This window comes from Sphingomonas sp. PP-CE-3A-406, from assembly GCF_003688625.1.
GTDB lineage: Bacteria > Pseudomonadota > Alphaproteobacteria > Sphingomonadales > Sphingomonadaceae > Sphingomonas.
Genome location: NZ_RCWY01000002.1, coordinates 313,594 through 329,267, shown reverse-complemented (window position 1 = coordinate 329,267; position 15,674 = coordinate 313,594). Strand labels below are relative to the sequence as shown.

Below are 15,674 nucleotides of genomic sequence, written 5' to 3'. Positions count from 1 at the left end.
AGCAGAATTTACGACAGCGCTGCCTTTACCAGGCCGCTCGCCTTGCTCATGTCCAGCTCGCTGGCGTGGCGCGCCTTCAGCTCCGCCATTACGCGGCCCATGTCCTTCATGCCCGTGGCGCCGAGTTCCGCCTTGATCGCCTCGATCGCCGCCGATGTTTCCGCCTCGCTCATCTGCTGGGGGAGGAAGCGTTCGATCACCGCGACCTCCGCCGTTTCCGCATCGGCGAGCTCCTGGCGGCCACCCTTCGAGAACATCTCGATCGACTCGCGGCGCTGCTTGACCATCTTCTGGAGGACTTCGACCACCAGCGCGTCGTCGCTCTCGGGCGCCTTCCCCGTCCGCGCCTCGATGTCGCGGTTCTTGATCGCGGCCTGGATCAACGAGATAGCGTTGCGGCTCTGCTTGTCGCCGGCCTTCATGGCGGTCAGCTGCGCAGCCTTGATGTCGTCGCGAATCATGTACTGGTCTTTCAGGCGGTTCGGGATAGCCCGACGGGATAGCGCGTCCGCCGTCCGTTTAACAGATTGACGCTGCGGCACGCCGGCCTTAGCGGACACCACTTAGCGACATCGTCAACGTAAAGAGAGTGCCCAGCCTGATGGCCGACACCAATCCTACACCCATGTCTTTGGCAATGCCTGCTGGCGCCACCGGCGTGTTGGTCCTCGCCAATGGCGACGTGATCTGGGGTCGCGGGTTCGGCGCAGAGGGCAGTGCGGTCGGCGAAGTGTGCTTCCACACCGCGATGACCGGCTATCAGGAGGTGCTGACCGACCCGTCCTTCGCCGGGCAGATGATCTGCTTCACGTTTCCGCACATCGGCAATGTCGGCGCGAACCCCGACGACGTCGAGGCGGACGACCCGCACGCGCTCGGCATTATCGTGCGCGAGGACGTGACGCAGCCGTCGAGCTTCCGCGCGGTCGAGGGGCTGGATGGCTGGATGAAGCGGCATGCACGGATCGGCCTGTCGGGCGTCGACACGCGTGCGCTGACGCGGCGGATCCGGGCGGTGGGGGCGCCTAATGGCGTGATCGCGCATTCGGCTAGCGGCGAGTTCGACGTGGCGGCGTTGCTGGCGATGGCGCGTTCGTGGCCGGGGCTGGAGGGCATGGACCTCGCCAAGGACGTGTCGACCGAGATGCATTATGGCTGGGGTGAGGATGCTCCGGGCGGTGTCTGGAAGCTGGGCCTTGGGTATGATGCGCCGGCCAAAGGTTATGAAGGTGTCACCAAGGACGGTTTGCGCCCGCATGTCGTTGCAATCGATTATGGCAGCAAACGCAATATCTTCCGCAACCTTGTTGAGGCTGGGGCTCAAGTATCGGTCGTAAGTGCGACCGCGACGTTCGACGAAGTTATGGCGCTCAAGCCCGATGGCATTTTTCTGTCGAACGGTCCCGGCGATCCCGCGGCGACCGCCGAATACGCCGTGCCGGTGATCCGCCAGCTGCTGGAGACGGGCAAGCCGCTGTTCGGCATTTGCCTCGGCCACCAGTTGCTCGGCCTCGCGGTCGGCGCGACCACGACCAAGATGTTCCAGGGCCACCGCGGCGCCAACCACCCGGTCAAGCGCCTGTCCGACGGCGCGGTCGAGATCACCAGCATGAACCACGGCTTCGCGGTCGAGCGGGAAAGCCTGCCGGCAAACGTCCGCGAGACGCATGTGTCGCTGTTCGACGGGTCGAATGCAGGGCTGGAGCTGACCGACAAGCCGGCGTTCTCCGTGCAGTATCATCCGGAAGCGAGCCCGGGGCCGCAGGACAGCTTGTACCTGTTCGAGCGGTTCGTCTCATCGCTGAGTGATAAATGAGATGCTGCTGGCGCTCGTCATTGCGATGCAGGTTGCTACGTCAGGCACGCCGGAAACAACGCATCCAAACCAAACCTTGCTCGATGCGATGTCAGCCAAATGCCACACACCCAAAAAGTGGCTAAGGTACGTCGGCAGCGATGAATTTCGCTTCAGACCCCCGGCAAGCGCAAAGTACGGAAAGATCGAGTGTCTTCTCGCACAGCTACGGAAATCTAGCGTTCCAATGAACCTAGGTTTCGTTGGAAACGAAGCCCTCCCCGAGAGCAAAAAGAAATAATGCCAAAACGCACCGACATCTCCTCGATCCTCGTCATCGGCGCAGGACCTATCGTCATCGGCCAGGCGTGCGAGTTCGATTATTCGGGCACGCAGGCGATCAAGGCGTTGAAGGAGGAGGGCTATCGTATCGTCCTCGTCAATTCGAACCCCGCCACGATCATGACCGATCCCGAACTGGCCGACGCGACCTATGTCGAGCCGATCACGCCCGCGATCGTCGCCAAGATCATCGAGAAGGAACGCCCGGACGCGATCCTGCCGACGATGGGCGGGCAGACCGCACTGAATACGGCGTTGGCGCTATTCCATGATGGGACGCTGGAGAAGTTCGGCGTGACGATGATCGGCGCGGATGCCGACGCGATCGACATGGCGGAGGACCGGCTGAAATTCCGCGACGCGATGGACCGCATCGGGCTGGAAAGCGCGCGCTCGGCGATCGCACATACTGTCGAAGAAGCCTTGGAAGGCCTTGAGAAGACGGGGCTTCCGTCGATCATCCGGCCGAGCTTCACGATGGGCGGCTCGGGCGGCGGCATCGCGTACAACCGCGAGGAATTCATCGCGATCGTCCGCAACGGGCTCGATCTGTCGCCGACCACTGAGGTGCTGATCGAGGAATCGCTGCTCGGCTGGAAAGAATACGAGATGGAGGTGGTGCGCGATCGCAACGACAACGCGATCATCATCTGCTCGATCGAGAACGTCGATCCGATGGGCGTCCACACCGGCGACTCGATCACGGTCGCGCCGGCGCTGACGCTGACCGACAAGGAATACCAGATCATGCGCAACGCATCGATCGCGGTGTTGCGCGAAATCGGTGTCGAAACAGGCGGTTCGAACGTCCAGTTCGCGGTGAATCCGAAGGACGGCCGGCTGGTCGTCATCGAGATGAACCCGCGTGTCTCGCGCTCGTCGGCGCTGGCATCGAAGGCGACTGGCTTCCCGATCGCGAAGGTCGCGGCGAAGCTGGCGGTCGGTTACACGCTCGACGAGATCGAGAACGATATTACAGGGGCAACGCCCGCCGCGTTCGAGCCAACGATCGATTATGTCGTGACCAAGATCCCGCGGTTCGCGTTCGAGAAGTTCAAGGGCGCGTCGAACACGCTCGGCACCGCGATGAAGTCGGTCGGCGAGGTGATGGCGATCGGTCGCAACATCCACGAGTCGATGCAGAAGGCATTGCGTGGGCTCGAGACAGGCTTGTCGGGGTTCAACCAGGTCGATCATCTGGTCGGCGCGCCACGGGCGGAGATCGAGGCGGCGCTGGCCGTCGCGACGCCGGACCGATTGCTGGTGGCGGCTCAGGCTTTGCGCGAGGGTTTCACGGTCGCTGAGGTGCATGCGATCGCCAAGTATGATCCGTGGTTCCTGGAGCGGATCGCCGAGATCATCGCGGCCGAGGCCGAGGTGATGAAGGACGGCCTGCCGATCGACGCGCCCGGTATGCGCCGCCTGAAGAGCATGGGGTTCAGCGACAAGCGGCTCGCGTGGCTGGCGCTGCAATCCGCCAACCTGCGCGGGATGAACCGCGGGATCGCGCGTGGCTCGGGGCTGATCCACGAGGTCGTCAAGGCAATGACCGGCGGCGTGACGGAGGAGGAGGTGCGCCAGCATCGCCTGAAGCTCGGCGTGCGGCCGGTGTTCAAGCGGATCGATACGTGCGCGGCGGAATTCGATGCGAAGACGCCGTATATGTATTCGACTTACGAGGCGCCGAGCTTTGGCGAGCCCGAGAACGAGTCCGAGCCGACCGACCGCAAGAAGATCGTGATTCTCGGCGGCGGGCCGAACCGGATCGGGCAGGGGATCGAGTTCGATTACTGCTGCTGCCATGCGTGCTTCGCGCTGGCGGATGCGGGCTATGAGACGATCATGGTCAACTGCAACCCGGAGACGGTGTCGACCGACTACGATACGTCGGACCGGCTGTATTTCGAGCCGCTGACCGCCGAGGACGTGCTGGAGATCCTGCATGTCGAGCAGCAGAACGGCACGCTGGTGGGCGTGATCGTGCAGTTCGGCGGGCAGACGCCGCTGAACTTGGCGCGGGCGCTCGAGGCTGCGGGCATTCCGATCCTCGGGACGACGCCGGACGCGATCGATCTGGCGGAGGACCGTGAGCGGTTCGCGGCGCTGATCACCAAGCTCGGGTTGCTTCAGCCGGCCAATGGTCTGGCGCGGAGCCGGGACGAGGCGGTCGCGGCGGCTGAGCGGATCGGCTATCCCGTGCTGATGCGGCCTTCGTATGTGCTGGGCGGACGGGCGATGGAGATCGTCGACACGATCGGGCAGCTCGAGCATTACATCGCGACCGCGGTGCAGGTGTCGGGCGACTCGCCGGTGTTGATCGACCAGTATCTGCGCGATGCGATCGAGGTCGATGTCGACGCGATCTGCGACGGCACCGACGTGGTGGTCGCGGGCGTGTTGCAGCATATCGAGGAGGCGGGCGTCCATTCGGGCGACTCTGCGTGCTCGATCCCGCCATATTCGCTGTCGGCTGAGATCGTCGCCGAGATCGAGCGGCAGACGGTGGCGCTTGCGCATGCCTTGTCGGTGGTCGGGCTGATGAACATCCAGTTCGCGGTGAAGGACGGGCTGGTCTATCTCATCGAAGTCAACCCGCGCGCGTCGCGCACCGTGCCGTTCGTCGCCAAGGCGATCGGCGCGCCGATCGCCAAGATCGCCGCACGCGTGATGGCGGGCGAGAAGCTGGTCAACCTCCCGAAAATCGACCGGCATATCGACTATTATGCGGTGAAGGAGGCGGTGTTCCCCTTCAACAAGTTCCCAGGTGTCGATCCGGTGCTGTCACCGGAAATGAAGTCGACCGGCGAAGTCATGGGAATCGATCCCGATTTCACGATCGCGTTTGCGAAGGCTCAGCTTGGCGCGGGGACGATCCTGCCGACCAAGGGCAATGTCTTCGTCAGCGTGAAGGACGGCGACAAGGCGATGATCGTCGAGGCGGTGAAGGCGTTGGTCGATACGGGCTTCTCGATCGTCGCGACCGGTGGCACCGCGGATCATCTCGCACTTGCCGGCTTGCCGGTCGAGAAGGTCAACAAGGTGGCGCAAGGCCGGCCGCATATCGTCGACCGGATCAAGGACGGCGACATCGCGCTGATCTTCAACACCACCGAGGGGTGGCAGAGCCTGAAGGACTCGCAGCCGATCCGCGCTTCCGCGCTTGGCCAGCGTATTCCGTACTTCACGACCGCGCCCGCTTCGCTCGAGGCGGCGAAGGCGATCGCCAAGCTTTCGACGCACAGCCTTGAAGTACGGCCGCTGCAATCCTATTATTCGCAGTCGCACGACTGATCCCGACATGAGAATGATGTGTGGGCGGGGCTGGTACAGGGCCTCGCGCGGGGAAATGGATTTGGGGACGAGATGATGGCGACCGTCGAAAAGATGCCGATGCTGCAGGAAGGCTATGAGACGCTGAGCGCGGATCTGAAGCGCCTGAAAGCCGAACGTCCGACGATCGTCGACGCGATCGAAGAGGCGCGCGCACACGGCGACCTGAGCGAGAACGCGGAATATCATGCCGCGAAGGAGCGCCAGGGCCAGGTCGAGGCATCGATCTCCGACATCGAGGACAAGCTGTCGCGCGCGCAGATCATCGACCCGAAGGACCTGTCGGGCGACAAGGTCGTGTTCGGCGCGACGGTGACGTTGCTCGACGAGAACGACAAGCCGGTGAAGTATCAGATCGTCGGCCAGACCGAGGCTAACGCGAAGACCGGGCGCATTTCGTACAATTCGCCGCTGGGGCGCGGGCTGATCGGGCGCAAGCTCGACGAAGAGGTCGAGGTTACGGTGCCGGCCGGCGAGCGGTACTACGTCGTCTCCAAGATCGAGTTCATCTGAGCCTTATGCAATTCTTCGAGACGCGGGCGACGGCGATCATCACGATCGTGACGGTCATCGTCTCGGGATTTTTGGTCCTGAGCGGGTCGCTTGGCTATTGGGCGGTGAACGCCGGGTTCATCCCTTTGCGGATGACCGATCTCGGTATTCCGAGCGAGCATATGTTTGTCGTGCCGTCCTGGGCGACGCCGCTGACCGCGACGTTGATCCATGGCGGCTGGGCGCACATCGCGCTGAACCTCGTGATGCTGGTGTATTGCGGGCAGTTCGTCGAGAAGGCGCTGGGGACGGCCGGGTTGGTCGTTCTGTACGTGCTGGGCGCGTATGCGGCGGCGGCGGGGCATTGGGCGTTCGGGCCTGACTCCACTGCGCCGATGATTGGCGCTTCCGGGGCCATTTCCGCCGTCGTTGGGGCTTACGCGCTGCTGTATGGCGAACGGCGGGCGCAGGCGATCGGGCCTGTACCGGCTGGGGTCGTGCATGTTGTGTGGCTGGCTGCGGCGTGGATCGGGATCCAGCTGCTGATGGGGCTGGCCGGGTTTGGGGCTTCGGTTGGTGCTAGTGGGCCGATCGCCATTGGCGCGCATATCGGTGGGTTCTTGGCGGGGCTGGTGCTGGCTCGGCCGTTGTTGCTCTGGCATTACCGGGCGGCTTGAGCCTGCCGGCTCCTAACTACCGCCACTCGATCCACGCAAACCCCGTTCGTCCTGAGTAGCTGCTGAGCTTGTCGAAGCGGCGTATCGAAGGATGGGTTGGCGCGCTGGGCCTGTGCTTCGATACGAGCCCTCGATACGCTCCTTGCGGAGCTATTCGGTCTCTACTCAGCACGAACGGGGGTGGGGGAAAGGGCTAATGCTCCAAGCCGCGAACTGGCGAGGCCGCGGGAGCACGTTGCCGTAGTCCTGCTTGGCGTGCCCTCACCCATCGCCGCCTTTGGCGTCTCTCCCTTCCCGAACGGGAGAGGGGCGGGGGGCGCCGTTTCATGCGAAATTGATCGTCAGATCGGCCTTGCCAAAACCGTCATCCCCGCGAAGGCGGGGATCCATAGCCTATGTCGTTGCGATCAGATCGCTACGGTAGCCGGTATGGGTTCCCGCCTTCGCGGGAATGACGGTAGGTGGCGGCCGTTACGCTACGGTCGCGCCCAGGTTAGGTTCGAGCATCCGGTGCAGGTGCACGACCACAAACTTCATCTCGGCGTCATCGACGGTACGCTGCGCCGCAGCACGCCAGGCCTTCTCGGCGCTGGCATAGTCGGGGAATACGCCGACGAACTCGATCTTGCTCAGATCGTTGAAATCCAGGGTGCGCGGGTCGCTGACGCGGCCGCCGAATACGAGGTGGAGCTTGCTCATGCGCTTGCTTTCCTAGGGAGGTGGTTGCCGCCTCCCTAGCGTGTTCGACCCGCGGTTTGAACCCTTAGACGGTAGGCTTTTGCGAAACCGCCTTCGCACCTGCGGTACCGGCCGTCGTGACCGCCTTGACGATACCCTCGAGCAAGCCCTTGGCCTGATCGCGTGCATTGTCCTTGGTTAGGCCGAGTTCGCCAAGTTCCGAGCGGCCGGCGTCCTTTGCCGCCGCGGTCGCTGCGACAAGGGTTTCGCTGAGGCGCTTGCCGACGGGGGCGAGCAGTTCCTTCTCACGCGCGGAACGCGGAAGCAACGCGCCGGCTAATGCACCGACAGCTAGGCCGCCGACGAGGATGCCGAGCGGGTTGGATTCGAGGTTGCTGACGACGCGCTTGGTCTTCTCGCGCGAGACTTCGAGAACCTCGGAGGCCTTGTCGCCGGCGTCGTGATAGACCTTCGAGGCGGTCTCGCGGACGGTGTCGAGGCCTTCGCGCAGGCGGCTCTCGGTCTCGTGGGCGGCTTCGTTTGCAGTGGTCTTTGCGTCGGTCATGGAATTGTCCTTCTGGTGGCAAGCTGCTCGCCGTTCAATGCAATGAGGGTTCAACGCGAGCCGGGACTTCTAGATTCAATACGGTGACCGTGGTCAGGGCGGTCACCGCCCGCGGCGGAAGAGTCCGACGATCCGGTGGCGCGCGAGGAACAGTCCGGCGACCGCGGCAAATCCCGCGGTCGGTCCCGGATTGCGCTTCACGGTCTCGACGCTGGCGCTGAGCGCGGCGGTGCCGGCATCGGCGACGTCGCGGCTGGCGTTCAGCGCGAGCTTCCGCGGATTGAGCCGGTCCTGCAACTGCCCGAGCGTCATCATGACGCGCTGGCGGGCGAGGGCCGATTCGATCTCTGCGGCGGCGACTTTGGCGGATGTCATGATACGGGCTCGCTCTTCGTCTGAAGCTTCGACTTGCCGATCATCGCCAGGATCGCCGCCACTGCGAGGACGGCCACCACGACGATGGCGGTCGCCCATCCTGGCCCCACCAGCGTCGCCACCGTCAAGATCGCACCGACCAGCAGTGCGATCAGCGCGGCGAGAGCCAGTACGCCGGCGACCGCGAAGAACATCGCGGCCGACTTGTACGCACTGGCGGTCTCACCGAACTTCGCCTTGTAGACAGCGACTTCCGCGGTCGCGAGACTCTTCGTCTCGGTCGCGAGGCGACCGACGATCGACACGAGGCTCTCGTCCTCGCCGGTCGCGAACGTCAGTGGATCGACCAAGACGTCAGACCTTCGAGTTGGCATCGACGCCCGACTGCACCAGTCGCGCGACGACGAAGCCGATGGCCGCTGCTGCACCCACCGCGATCGCGGGCGACTTCCGCACGAGCTCGCGCGCGTCGTCGAACAGCTCGTCGATGTCCTTCGCCTTCACCTGGTCGGCAAAGCCCGAGACGCTGTCGGCCGCGCTGCGGGCATAGCCGCCATATTGCGAGCCGAGCTTCTCATCGACCTGGCCGGCGGCGTCGGTCAGCAACTGCGCGACCTGCTCCAGGGCGCCGCTTGCACGTGCCTTGCCGTCCTCGGCGAAGGTGCGGACCTTGTCGGTCGCCTGCGCGGTGTACTTGTTCGCGCCATCCTTGATCGCCTGCTTGGCGTCGCCGGCCTTGGCCGAGACATCGCCGTTATCGATCGTCTTGCTGAGCTCGGTCCCGACCTCGTTCGCGGTCGTTTTCAGGTCGTTGACGGTGTCGTTTACGCTGGTGTCGGCCATGACGGTCCCTTTCAGAATTGTTACGCCCTCAACACCGTCGTTGGAGCACGGTTCCCGAACCGCCGCGCGATTGCACGACACTATTCTCGGATGTCCGCGCGATTGCCCGATATGGCGTGAGACGGTAGAGGCGGCGCGAACGACCCGGCACCGGGATTTGTAGGAGCATCGTTACGTGACCGCAATCATCGACCTTCATGCACGCCAGATCCTCGACAGCCGCGGCAATCCGACCGTCGAGGTCGACGTGCTGCTCGAAGACGGCAGCTTCGGCCGCGCCGCCGTGCCCTCGGGCGCGTCGACCGGCGCGCACGAGGCGGTCGAGCGCCGCGACGGCGATAAGACCCGTTGGGGCGGCAAGGGCGTCGATGGCGCGGTCGACGCGGTCAACGACGAGATCACCGACACGGTGCTCGGCATGGACGCGGAGGACCAGTCGGATCTCGATCGCGCGATGATCGAACTCGACGGCACCGAGAACAAGGGCCGGCTGGGCGCGAACGCGATCCTCGGCGTCAGCCTCGCGGTTGCCAAGGCCGCGGCCGAAGCGCGTGGCCTGCCGCTGTACCGTTATGTCGGTGGCGTGCAGGCGCACCTGCTGCCGGTACCGATGATGAACATCATCAACGGCGGCCAGCATGCCGACAACCCGATCGACTTCCAGGAGTTCATGGTCGTGCCGGTCGGCGCGTCGAACATCCTCGAAGCGGTCCGCTGCGGCTCGGAAATCTTCCACACGCTGAAGAAGGGCCTGAGCGAGAAGGGCCTGTCGACCAGCGTCGGCGACGAAGGCGGCTTCGCGCCGAACATCGGCAGCACCACCGAGGCGCTCGACTTCATCATGTCGAGCATCGAGAAGGCAGGGTACAAGCCCGGCGAGGACGTGATGCTCGCGCTCGATTGCGCGGCGACCGAGTTCTACAAGAACGGCAAGTACGACATCTCGGGCGAGGGCCGGATCCTCGAAAGCGCCGAGATGGCGGAATATCTTGCGGACCTGACGCGCCGTTACCCGATCTTCTCGATCGAGGACGGCATGGGCGAGGACGATTGGGAGGGCTGGAAGACGCTGACCGACCTGATCGGCGACAAGGTCCAACTGGTCGGCGACGATCTGTTCGTGACCAACCCGAAGCGTCTGAAGCGCGGCATCGACCAGGGCATCGCGAACTCGCTGCTGGTCAAGGTCAACCAGATCGGCACGCTGACCGAGACGCTGGAGGCGGTGTCGATGGCGCAGCGGGCGAAGTACACCGCGGTGATGTCGCATCGGTCGGGCGAGACCGAGGATTCGACGATCGCCGATCTGGCGGTCGCGACCAACTGCGGTCAGATCAAGACGGGCAGCCTTGCGCGGTCGGACCGGTTGGCGAAGTACAACCAGCTGATCCGGATCGAGGAAGAGCTGGGCGATGCGGCGCGTTATGCGGGTCGCGACATCCTGATCGGGGGGTGACGGTAAGCCCTTTCGATATCCAACTCTTGTCATCCCCGCGGAGGCGGGGACCCATATTCTCGAACGGCCGTGTTCCTGATGCCAGGTCTGCCAATATGGGTTCCCGCCTTCGCGGGAATGACGGTTGGGTGTATGAGGGTATTAGTATCTGATCGGTCCGGAGTGATCGACCGATCAGGGCGCGAGTACCGGAGGACGACATGGCACGCGTGACGACGAAGACCAGCAAGTTGCGGAAGACGATGCGCAAGGCCGCGTGGCCGGCGCTGGGGCTGACGCTGATGGCGTTCTTCGGCGCGTATGCCGTGCTCGGGCCGAACGGGATGTTCGCGTATGGCGATTACAAGCGCCAGCTTGCGAAGCGTGAACAGGATTACGCCGCGCTCGATCGCAAGCGCGAGGTCTTGAAGAACCGGGTGGCGTTGCTGAACCCGGATCATGCGAACCCGGATATGGTCGACGAGATGGTCCGCAAGGAACTGAACGTCGCGCATCCGGACGAGGTTATCGTTCCGCTGGGGAACTGAGCGCGCCGTCATCCTGGACTTGATCCAGGATCCAGAGCCATTTGCGATTCCGCTCGTGGCTCTGGATCCTGACTTTCGTCAGGATGACGGGCGGGGCGTTACCGACCCAGGAACGTCAGCAGGTCGTTGGTGAAGCGATCGCTTTCGGTGATCGTCAGGCCGTGCGGGGCGCCGTCATATTCGACCAGCTGCGAGTCCGCGATGCCCTTGGCGGCGGCGCGGCCGGTGGCGTCGATCGGGACTGTCTTGTCGCTCGTCCCGTGGACGACCAGCGTCGGTACGCGGAAGGCCGCCAGGTCGCCGCGGAAGTCGGTGTGGCCGAATGCCTTGGCGCATTCCAGCGTCGGGTGAAGGCCCGCCTGCATCGCTAGGCTCCACACCCAGTCGACGACCTCGTCGCTGACCGGCGAGGTGATGAACCCGACGCCGAGGAATTGCTGGAGGAAGGTCTTGAAGAACGCCGGGCGGTCGTCCTCGATGTTCGCGCCGATGCTGGCCAGCGTTTCCTCGTCGACGCCGTCGGGATTGTCGTCGGTCTTGAGCATGTACGGCACCACCGACGAGATGAGCCCGGCGGCGACCACGCCCTTGCCGTCGTAGCGGCTCATGTAGCGCGCGATCTCGCCGCCACCCATCGAGAAGCCGACGATCGTCGCGTCGGTGTTCGCGCCGGTGGCTTCCATCACGTCGGCCAGATCGTCGGTCAGCGTGTCGTAGTTGTAGCCGGTCCAGGGCTGGCCCGAGCGACCGAACCCGCGGCGGTCATACGCGATCGCGCGGAAGCCGGCGTGCGCGAGCGCCATCGCCTGCGCGTCCCAGCTGTCGGCGTTGAGTGGCCAGCCGTGCGTCAGGATCACCGGGCGTCCCGTGCCCCAATCCTTGACGTAAATATCGGTACCGTCACGGGTTTTTACGTAGGGCATCAAGCTATCCAGTCTCTCTAGGGAGGTGTGCGCTCAACGGCTCATCGCGCGCGCCGTTCCGCACGCTGGCGTACCGAGGCTTCGACTGGCAGCATGGTCCCAGACGAATCGGAATTGGAGACAGGATGCGGATCGGACTTTTGACGACGGCGCTCGGCGCGGTCCTCGCCTTGAGCGCGTGCGGCCCTGCGCAGACGACCGCGAACACGCAGGCTTCTGCCGCGCCGACCACCGCTGCGAAGGGCGACTGGGCGGGGTTTCGCGATGGCTTCATCGACGGCTGGTTCAAGATCGATCCGGCGAATGCGGTCTATCAGGGCAAGCACGAATATGACGGCGGCTTGGGCGACTGGAGCGCGGCGGGGCTGAAGCGGCAGGCGGACTTCCTGCATGGCGCGATCGACAAGGCAGGGGCGTTCAAGAATCTGAAACCCGCCGAGGCGTTCGAGCGCGACTATCTGGTGCAGGTCGCGAAGGGGAAGCTGTTCTGGCTGGAGGATGCCGACCAGCCGCACCATAATCCGGCCTGGTATGTCAGCGCGGGGCTCGATCCGAACACGTACATCGCGCGCAACTATGCCGATGCGCCGACCCGGATGAAGGCGCTGACCGCGTTCCTGCAGAAGATCCCGGCGGCGGCGGGGAACATCAAGGCGAACCTCAAGACGCCGATGCCGCTGAGCTACGTCAATTACGGGACGGCGGCGTTTAACGGGTTTGCCGATTATTATGCGGGCGACGCGGTGAAGGCGTTTGCCGGCGTGAAGGATGCGGCGGCGCAGAAACAGCTGACCGATGCGGCGCAGGCGGCGTCGAAGGCGATGCGCGATCTGGGGACGTGGACCGAGGGCCAGCGCGCGACCGCGACGCAGGATTTTGCGCTCGGGGCGGACAAGTTCTCGCGGATGGTGGCGATGACCGAGGGCGTCGATACGCCGCTCGACCAGCTCGAGGCGGCGGGTGTCGCCGACTTGAAGCGCAACCAGGCGGCGCTGGCGCAGGCGTGCGGGGTGTTCGCCAAGGGGCAGACGATCCTCGCGTGCATGGATAAGATGAACGCTAACAAGCCGGTCGGCGGGCCGGTTGCGGAGGCGCGGCGGCAGATCCCGATTTTGCGGAAATTCGTGATCGATCATGACCTGGTGACGATCCCGGGGACCGAGCAGGCGCTGGTCGAGGAATCTCCGCCGTATAACCGGCAGAACTCGGCGTATATCGATCCACCGGGGCCGTTCGATAAGGGCGTGCCGTCGATCTATTACATCTCGCCGCCCGATCCGAGCTGGACCAAGGCGGTGCAGGACGCGTTCGTGCCGGGCAAGAACGACCTGCTGTTCACGTCGGTGCACGAGGTCATGCCGGGGCATTTCGTCCAGTTCCTGCATGCGAACCGCTCGCCGTCGCTCTTCGGGCGGCTGTTCGTGGGGTATGCGTTTGCGGAAGGGTGGGCGCATTATGCCGAGGAAATGATGTGGGAGGCGGGGCTCAACAACGGCGATCCTGAGACGCATGTCGGGCAGATCTCGAACGCGTTGCTGCGGGATTGCCGGTATCTTTCGGCGATCCGCATGCATGCGAAGGGGATGACGCAGGAGCAGTCGTTCCGGATGTTCGTCGACGAATGCTACCAGGACGAGGGGAACGCGAAGCAGCAGGCGGCGCGGGGGACGTATGATCCGGCGTATCTGAATTATACGATGGGTAAGTTGATGATCCGGAAGTTGCGGGCGGATTGGACTGCGACGCGGGGTGGAAGGAAGGCTTGGAAGGCGTTCCATGACCAGTTCCTGAGTTATGGGGGGCCGCCGATTCCCTTGGTGCGGGCGGCGATGATGGGGGAGGCCAAGGCGACGGCTGCTTTCTGAGGGGGGAGCGCAATCGGTTCCCCGTCCACCCCGGCGAAGGCCGGGGCCCAATTGGGGAGCGTCGCTAACGAAGCGCAGTCCTCCGTTACGCCGACCTTTCCAATTGGGCCCCGGCCTCCGCCGGGGTGGTAGCTCTCGGTGTTAGGGCGTCCCAAACCAAAGCATGTGTCCCCGCGAAGGCGGGGACCCAGACTGGGCACCCGCCTTCGCGGGTGAACATTCTTCTTCTTCTCGTGCTCCCTCTCCCCCTTCCGGGGAGAGGGCTGGGGTGAGGGGGAGCCAAGCAGTGTGGCGTTTGGGGCTTCCCCTCACCCCGACCCTCTCCCCGGAGGGGAGAGGGAGCAGCGGTCACCGCGTTTGTTGCGCCGGCTGGACGTCCTGCGTTTCTTCGGTTGGTGGATTGCGGATCGAGGGGCGGAGGCGGCTTAGGCTGCATAGGCCTGCCACTAGCGCTAGACCGGCAGCTACGAGCGGCGGGGTCATGCCCGCGCCTACGCCCATCGCCAACAACGCGGCGACCAGGGTGGCGCCGGTGGTCTGGCCTACCAAGCGGACCGTCGAGACGAGGCCGCCTGCCGCTGCGGCGCGTTCGCGGGGGGCGGAACCGATGATGAGGCGCGCGTTCGGGGCCATGAACATTCCGAACCCCGACCCGCACAGGGCCATCCGCCATGCGATGTCGAAATACCCGGGATCGGCCGGCATGTACGCGATCAGCAGCAGCGCGCAGATCGACACGCCCATGCCGATCCCGCCGAGCAGCCCGGCCGGATAGCGATCCGACAACCAGCCCGAGAGCGGCGCGACGAACATGTTGGCGAGCGGCCACGGCGCGATCGCCGCGCCGACTTCCGCCGCGCTGAACCCGTAGGCGTGCGTCAGGCGGAACGGGGTCGAGAGCAGCAGCGTCATTTGCGCGATGAACGCGGTGTAGGCACCGATCGCGGACAGCGCGAGCACCGGGCGGGCGAGCAGGTCGATCGGCAGGATCGGCTTGGTCTCGCCTTGCTCGCGCTTCACGAAGAACCAGCCGATCACCGCGCCGGTCAGCACGATCGCGGCGGAGACGATCGGGCTGTCGCCGTGGACCGCGCTCTCCGCACCGCCGATGACGAGGCCGATCATCGCCGCACACATCACTGCGCCGAGCACGTCGAAGGGTTCGTCGTGTTTGCGCGGTTCGGGCAGTGCGCGACCGAGCAGGAGCGACGCGATCGCGAACGGTACGGCGCTGGCGAACACCCAGGGCCAGGGGGCGATGGCGAGGACGAGGCCGCCGATCGTCGGGGCGAGTGCCGCGGAACTGGAGACGACGACCGAGTTGATACCGAGCCCGCGGCCGAGTTGCTTGGTCGGGTAGATCGAGCGGATCAGCGCCGACGAGACGCTCAGTGCCGCCGCCGCACCCAGGGCCTGCGCGGCGCGGACGACGAGCAGGAACGGCAGGCTCTTGGCGAAGAAGCAGAGCAACGTCGCGACGGTGAAGAGCAGCTGGCCATATTGGTACATGCGTTTCAGGCCGATCCGGTCGCCGAGCCCGGAGAACGGGAGCAGCGCCATCGCCAGGATCAGCTGGTAAACCGTGACCACGGTCACCACCGCGCTGCTGCCGACGTGCAGGTCGCGCGCGATCGTCGGGAGCGCGACGGTGGCGATGCCGCCGTCGATGATCGTCAGCGCCGTGCCTGCCGAGATCGCGGCGATGGCGACGAAGCGGCGCGGCTTGGGGAGGCCGTCGGCCGCTGATATCTGGTCCGGTTGCATTGCGGACCGCGATAGACCCCGGCATGTATCGCGCCAAGCAAA

General features: G+C 64.8%; 16 protein-coding genes. 8 read left to right on the top strand and 8 right to left on the bottom strand.

What is annotated here, in order from left to right; all coding sequences use genetic code 11:
- Window positions 1-8 precede the first annotated feature (8 nt).
- Window positions 9-461 (bottom strand): GatB/YqeY domain-containing protein, encoded by a 453-nt coding sequence (locus tag C8J44_RS07980; RefSeq protein ID WP_107952276.1) that lies wholly within the window; start codon window positions 459-461, stop codon window positions 9-11.
- Window positions 462-601: 140 nt separating this feature from the next.
- Here C8J44_RS07980 and carA point away from each other — a divergent pair, with 140 nt between their 5' ends.
- The 5 genes from carA (at window position 602) to C8J44_RS07960 (ending at window position 6,636) form a co-directional block, all read left to right on the top strand.
- Window positions 602-1,816 (top strand): glutamine-hydrolyzing carbamoyl-phosphate synthase small subunit, encoded by a 1,215-nt coding sequence (gene carA, locus C8J44_RS07975; RefSeq protein WP_121904098.1) that lies wholly within the window; start codon window positions 602-604, stop codon window positions 1,814-1,816.
- 1 nt (window position 1,817) lies between these two features.
- Window positions 1,818-2,096 carry a hypothetical protein gene (locus C8J44_RS18200; protein WP_147453158.1) on the top strand — a complete coding sequence of 93 codons (279 nt, stop codon included), beginning with the start codon at window positions 1,818-1,820 and terminating at the stop codon, window positions 2,094-2,096.
- Window positions 2,096-5,428: a carbamoyl-phosphate synthase large subunit gene (carB, locus tag C8J44_RS07970; protein ID WP_121904097.1), complete on the top strand. Its 3,333-nt coding sequence runs from the start codon at window positions 2,096-2,098 to the stop codon at window positions 5,426-5,428. Before C8J44_RS18200 ends, carB begins: the two co-directional genes overlap by 1 nt.
- A gap of 75 nt (window positions 5,429-5,503) precedes the next feature.
- A complete protein-coding gene (gene greA / locus C8J44_RS07965; RefSeq protein WP_056052861.1) occupies window positions 5,504-5,980 on the top strand; it encodes a transcription elongation factor GreA in 477 nt (158 codons plus the stop codon).
- 5 nt (window positions 5,981-5,985) lie between these two features.
- Window positions 5,986-6,636: a rhomboid family intramembrane serine protease gene (locus tag C8J44_RS07960; RefSeq protein WP_121904096.1), complete on the top strand. Its 651-nt coding sequence runs from the start codon at window positions 5,986-5,988 to the stop codon at window positions 6,634-6,636.
- 471 nt (window positions 6,637-7,107) lie between these two features.
- On the opposite strand, the gene C8J44_RS07955 is transcribed toward C8J44_RS07960, so the two are convergent.
- The 5 genes from C8J44_RS07955 to C8J44_RS07935 all read right to left on the bottom strand — a co-directional run bounded on the left by C8J44_RS07955 (window position 7,108) and on the right by C8J44_RS07935 (window position 9,097).
- The gene (locus C8J44_RS07955) at window positions 7,108-7,335 is read right to left on the bottom strand and encodes a DUF4170 domain-containing protein (protein ID WP_056051043.1); all 228 of its coding nucleotides are present in this window, start codon (window positions 7,333-7,335) and stop codon (window positions 7,108-7,110) included.
- Window positions 7,336-7,399: 64 nt separating this feature from the next.
- Complete coding sequence (locus C8J44_RS07950) at window positions 7,400-7,879, bottom strand: hypothetical protein (protein ID WP_121904095.1); 480 nt, start codon at window positions 7,877-7,879, stop codon at window positions 7,400-7,402.
- Between the two features lie 102 nt (window positions 7,880-7,981).
- Entirely contained in the window at window positions 7,982-8,254 is a 273-nt protein-coding gene (locus C8J44_RS07945) for a hypothetical protein (RefSeq protein WP_056486297.1), read from the bottom strand.
- Window positions 8,251-8,604, bottom strand: coding sequence for a phage holin family protein (locus C8J44_RS07940; protein WP_235529837.1), 354 nt, complete (start codon window positions 8,602-8,604; stop codon window positions 8,251-8,253). Before C8J44_RS07940 ends, C8J44_RS07945 begins: the two co-directional genes overlap by 4 nt.
- A 4-nt stretch (window positions 8,605-8,608) precedes the next feature.
- Window positions 8,609-9,097, bottom strand: coding sequence for a hypothetical protein (locus C8J44_RS07935; RefSeq protein WP_121904094.1), 489 nt, complete (start codon window positions 9,095-9,097; stop codon window positions 8,609-8,611).
- A 175-nt stretch (window positions 9,098-9,272) separates the two neighbouring features.
- Here C8J44_RS07935 and eno point away from each other — a divergent pair, with 175 nt between their 5' ends.
- Together eno and C8J44_RS07925 are read left to right on the top strand one after the other, a co-directional pair.
- Window positions 9,273-10,553, top strand: coding sequence for a phosphopyruvate hydratase (gene eno, locus C8J44_RS07930; protein WP_121904093.1), 1,281 nt, complete (start codon window positions 9,273-9,275; stop codon window positions 10,551-10,553).
- Window positions 10,554-10,753: 200 nt separating this feature from the next.
- Window positions 10,754-11,080, top strand: coding sequence for a septum formation initiator family protein (locus tag C8J44_RS07925; RefSeq protein WP_055878455.1), 327 nt, complete (start codon window positions 10,754-10,756; stop codon window positions 11,078-11,080).
- Window positions 11,081-11,178: 98 nt separating this feature from the next.
- On the opposite strand, the gene C8J44_RS07920 is transcribed toward C8J44_RS07925, so the two are convergent.
- Window positions 11,179-12,003, bottom strand: a complete 825-nt coding sequence (locus tag C8J44_RS07920) for an alpha/beta fold hydrolase (RefSeq protein ID WP_121904092.1) — start codon at window positions 12,001-12,003, stop codon at window positions 11,179-11,181.
- 125 nt (window positions 12,004-12,128) lie between these two features.
- On the opposite strand from C8J44_RS07920, the gene C8J44_RS07915 reads away from it, so the two are divergent.
- Entirely contained in the window at window positions 12,129-13,868 is a 1,740-nt protein-coding gene (locus C8J44_RS07915; protein ID WP_121904091.1) for a DUF885 domain-containing protein, read from the top strand.
- A 348-nt stretch (window positions 13,869-14,216) separates the two neighbouring features.
- On the opposite strand, the gene C8J44_RS07910 is transcribed toward C8J44_RS07915, so the two are convergent.
- Window positions 14,217-15,632, bottom strand: coding sequence for an MFS transporter (locus tag C8J44_RS07910; RefSeq protein WP_121904090.1), 1,416 nt, complete (start codon window positions 15,630-15,632; stop codon window positions 14,217-14,219).
- Between the last annotated feature and the right edge of the window lie 42 nt (window positions 15,633-15,674).

What these genes read in the sequence shown, in the direction of transcription:
- C8J44_RS07935 (WP_121904094.1), bottom strand. Translation starts at nt 9,097, where the DNA reads ATGGCCGACACCAGCGTAAACGACACCGTCAACGACCTGAAAACGACC.
- carB (WP_121904097.1), top strand. Translation starts at nt 2,096, where the DNA reads ATGCCAAAACGCACCGACATCTCCTCGATCCTCGTCATCGGCGCAGGA.
- C8J44_RS07925 (WP_055878455.1), top strand. Translation starts at nt 10,754, where the DNA reads ATGGCACGCGTGACGACGAAGACCAGCAAGTTGCGGAAGACGATGCGC.
- C8J44_RS07945 (WP_056486297.1), bottom strand. Translation starts at nt 8,254, where the DNA reads ATGACATCCGCCAAAGTCGCCGCCGCAGAGATCGAATCGGCCCTCGCC.
- carA (WP_121904098.1), top strand. Translation starts at nt 602, where the DNA reads ATGGCCGACACCAATCCTACACCCATGTCTTTGGCAATGCCTGCTGGC.
- C8J44_RS07915 (WP_121904091.1), top strand. Translation starts at nt 12,129, where the DNA reads ATGCGGATCGGACTTTTGACGACGGCGCTCGGCGCGGTCCTCGCCTTG.
- C8J44_RS07920 (WP_121904092.1), bottom strand. Translation starts at nt 12,003, where the DNA reads ATGCCCTACGTAAAAACCCGTGACGGTACCGATATTTACGTCAAGGAT.
- C8J44_RS07980 (WP_107952276.1), bottom strand. Translation starts at nt 461, where the DNA reads ATGATTCGCGACGACATCAAGGCTGCGCAGCTGACCGCCATGAAGGCC.
- C8J44_RS07950 (WP_121904095.1), bottom strand. Translation starts at nt 7,879, where the DNA reads ATGACCGACGCAAAGACCACTGCAAACGAAGCCGCCCACGAGACCGAG.
- C8J44_RS07955 (WP_056051043.1), bottom strand. Translation starts at nt 7,335, where the DNA reads ATGAGCAAGCTCCACCTCGTATTCGGCGGCCGCGTCAGCGACCCGCGC.
- C8J44_RS07960 (WP_121904096.1), top strand. Translation starts at nt 5,986, where the DNA reads ATGCAATTCTTCGAGACGCGGGCGACGGCGATCATCACGATCGTGACG.
- C8J44_RS07910 (WP_121904090.1), bottom strand. Translation starts at nt 15,632, where the DNA reads ATGCAACCGGACCAGATATCAGCGGCCGACGGCCTCCCCAAGCCGCGC.
- C8J44_RS18200 (WP_147453158.1), top strand. Translation starts at nt 1,818, where the DNA reads ATGCTGCTGGCGCTCGTCATTGCGATGCAGGTTGCTACGTCAGGCACG.
- greA (WP_056052861.1), top strand. Translation starts at nt 5,504, where the DNA reads ATGGCGACCGTCGAAAAGATGCCGATGCTGCAGGAAGGCTATGAGACG.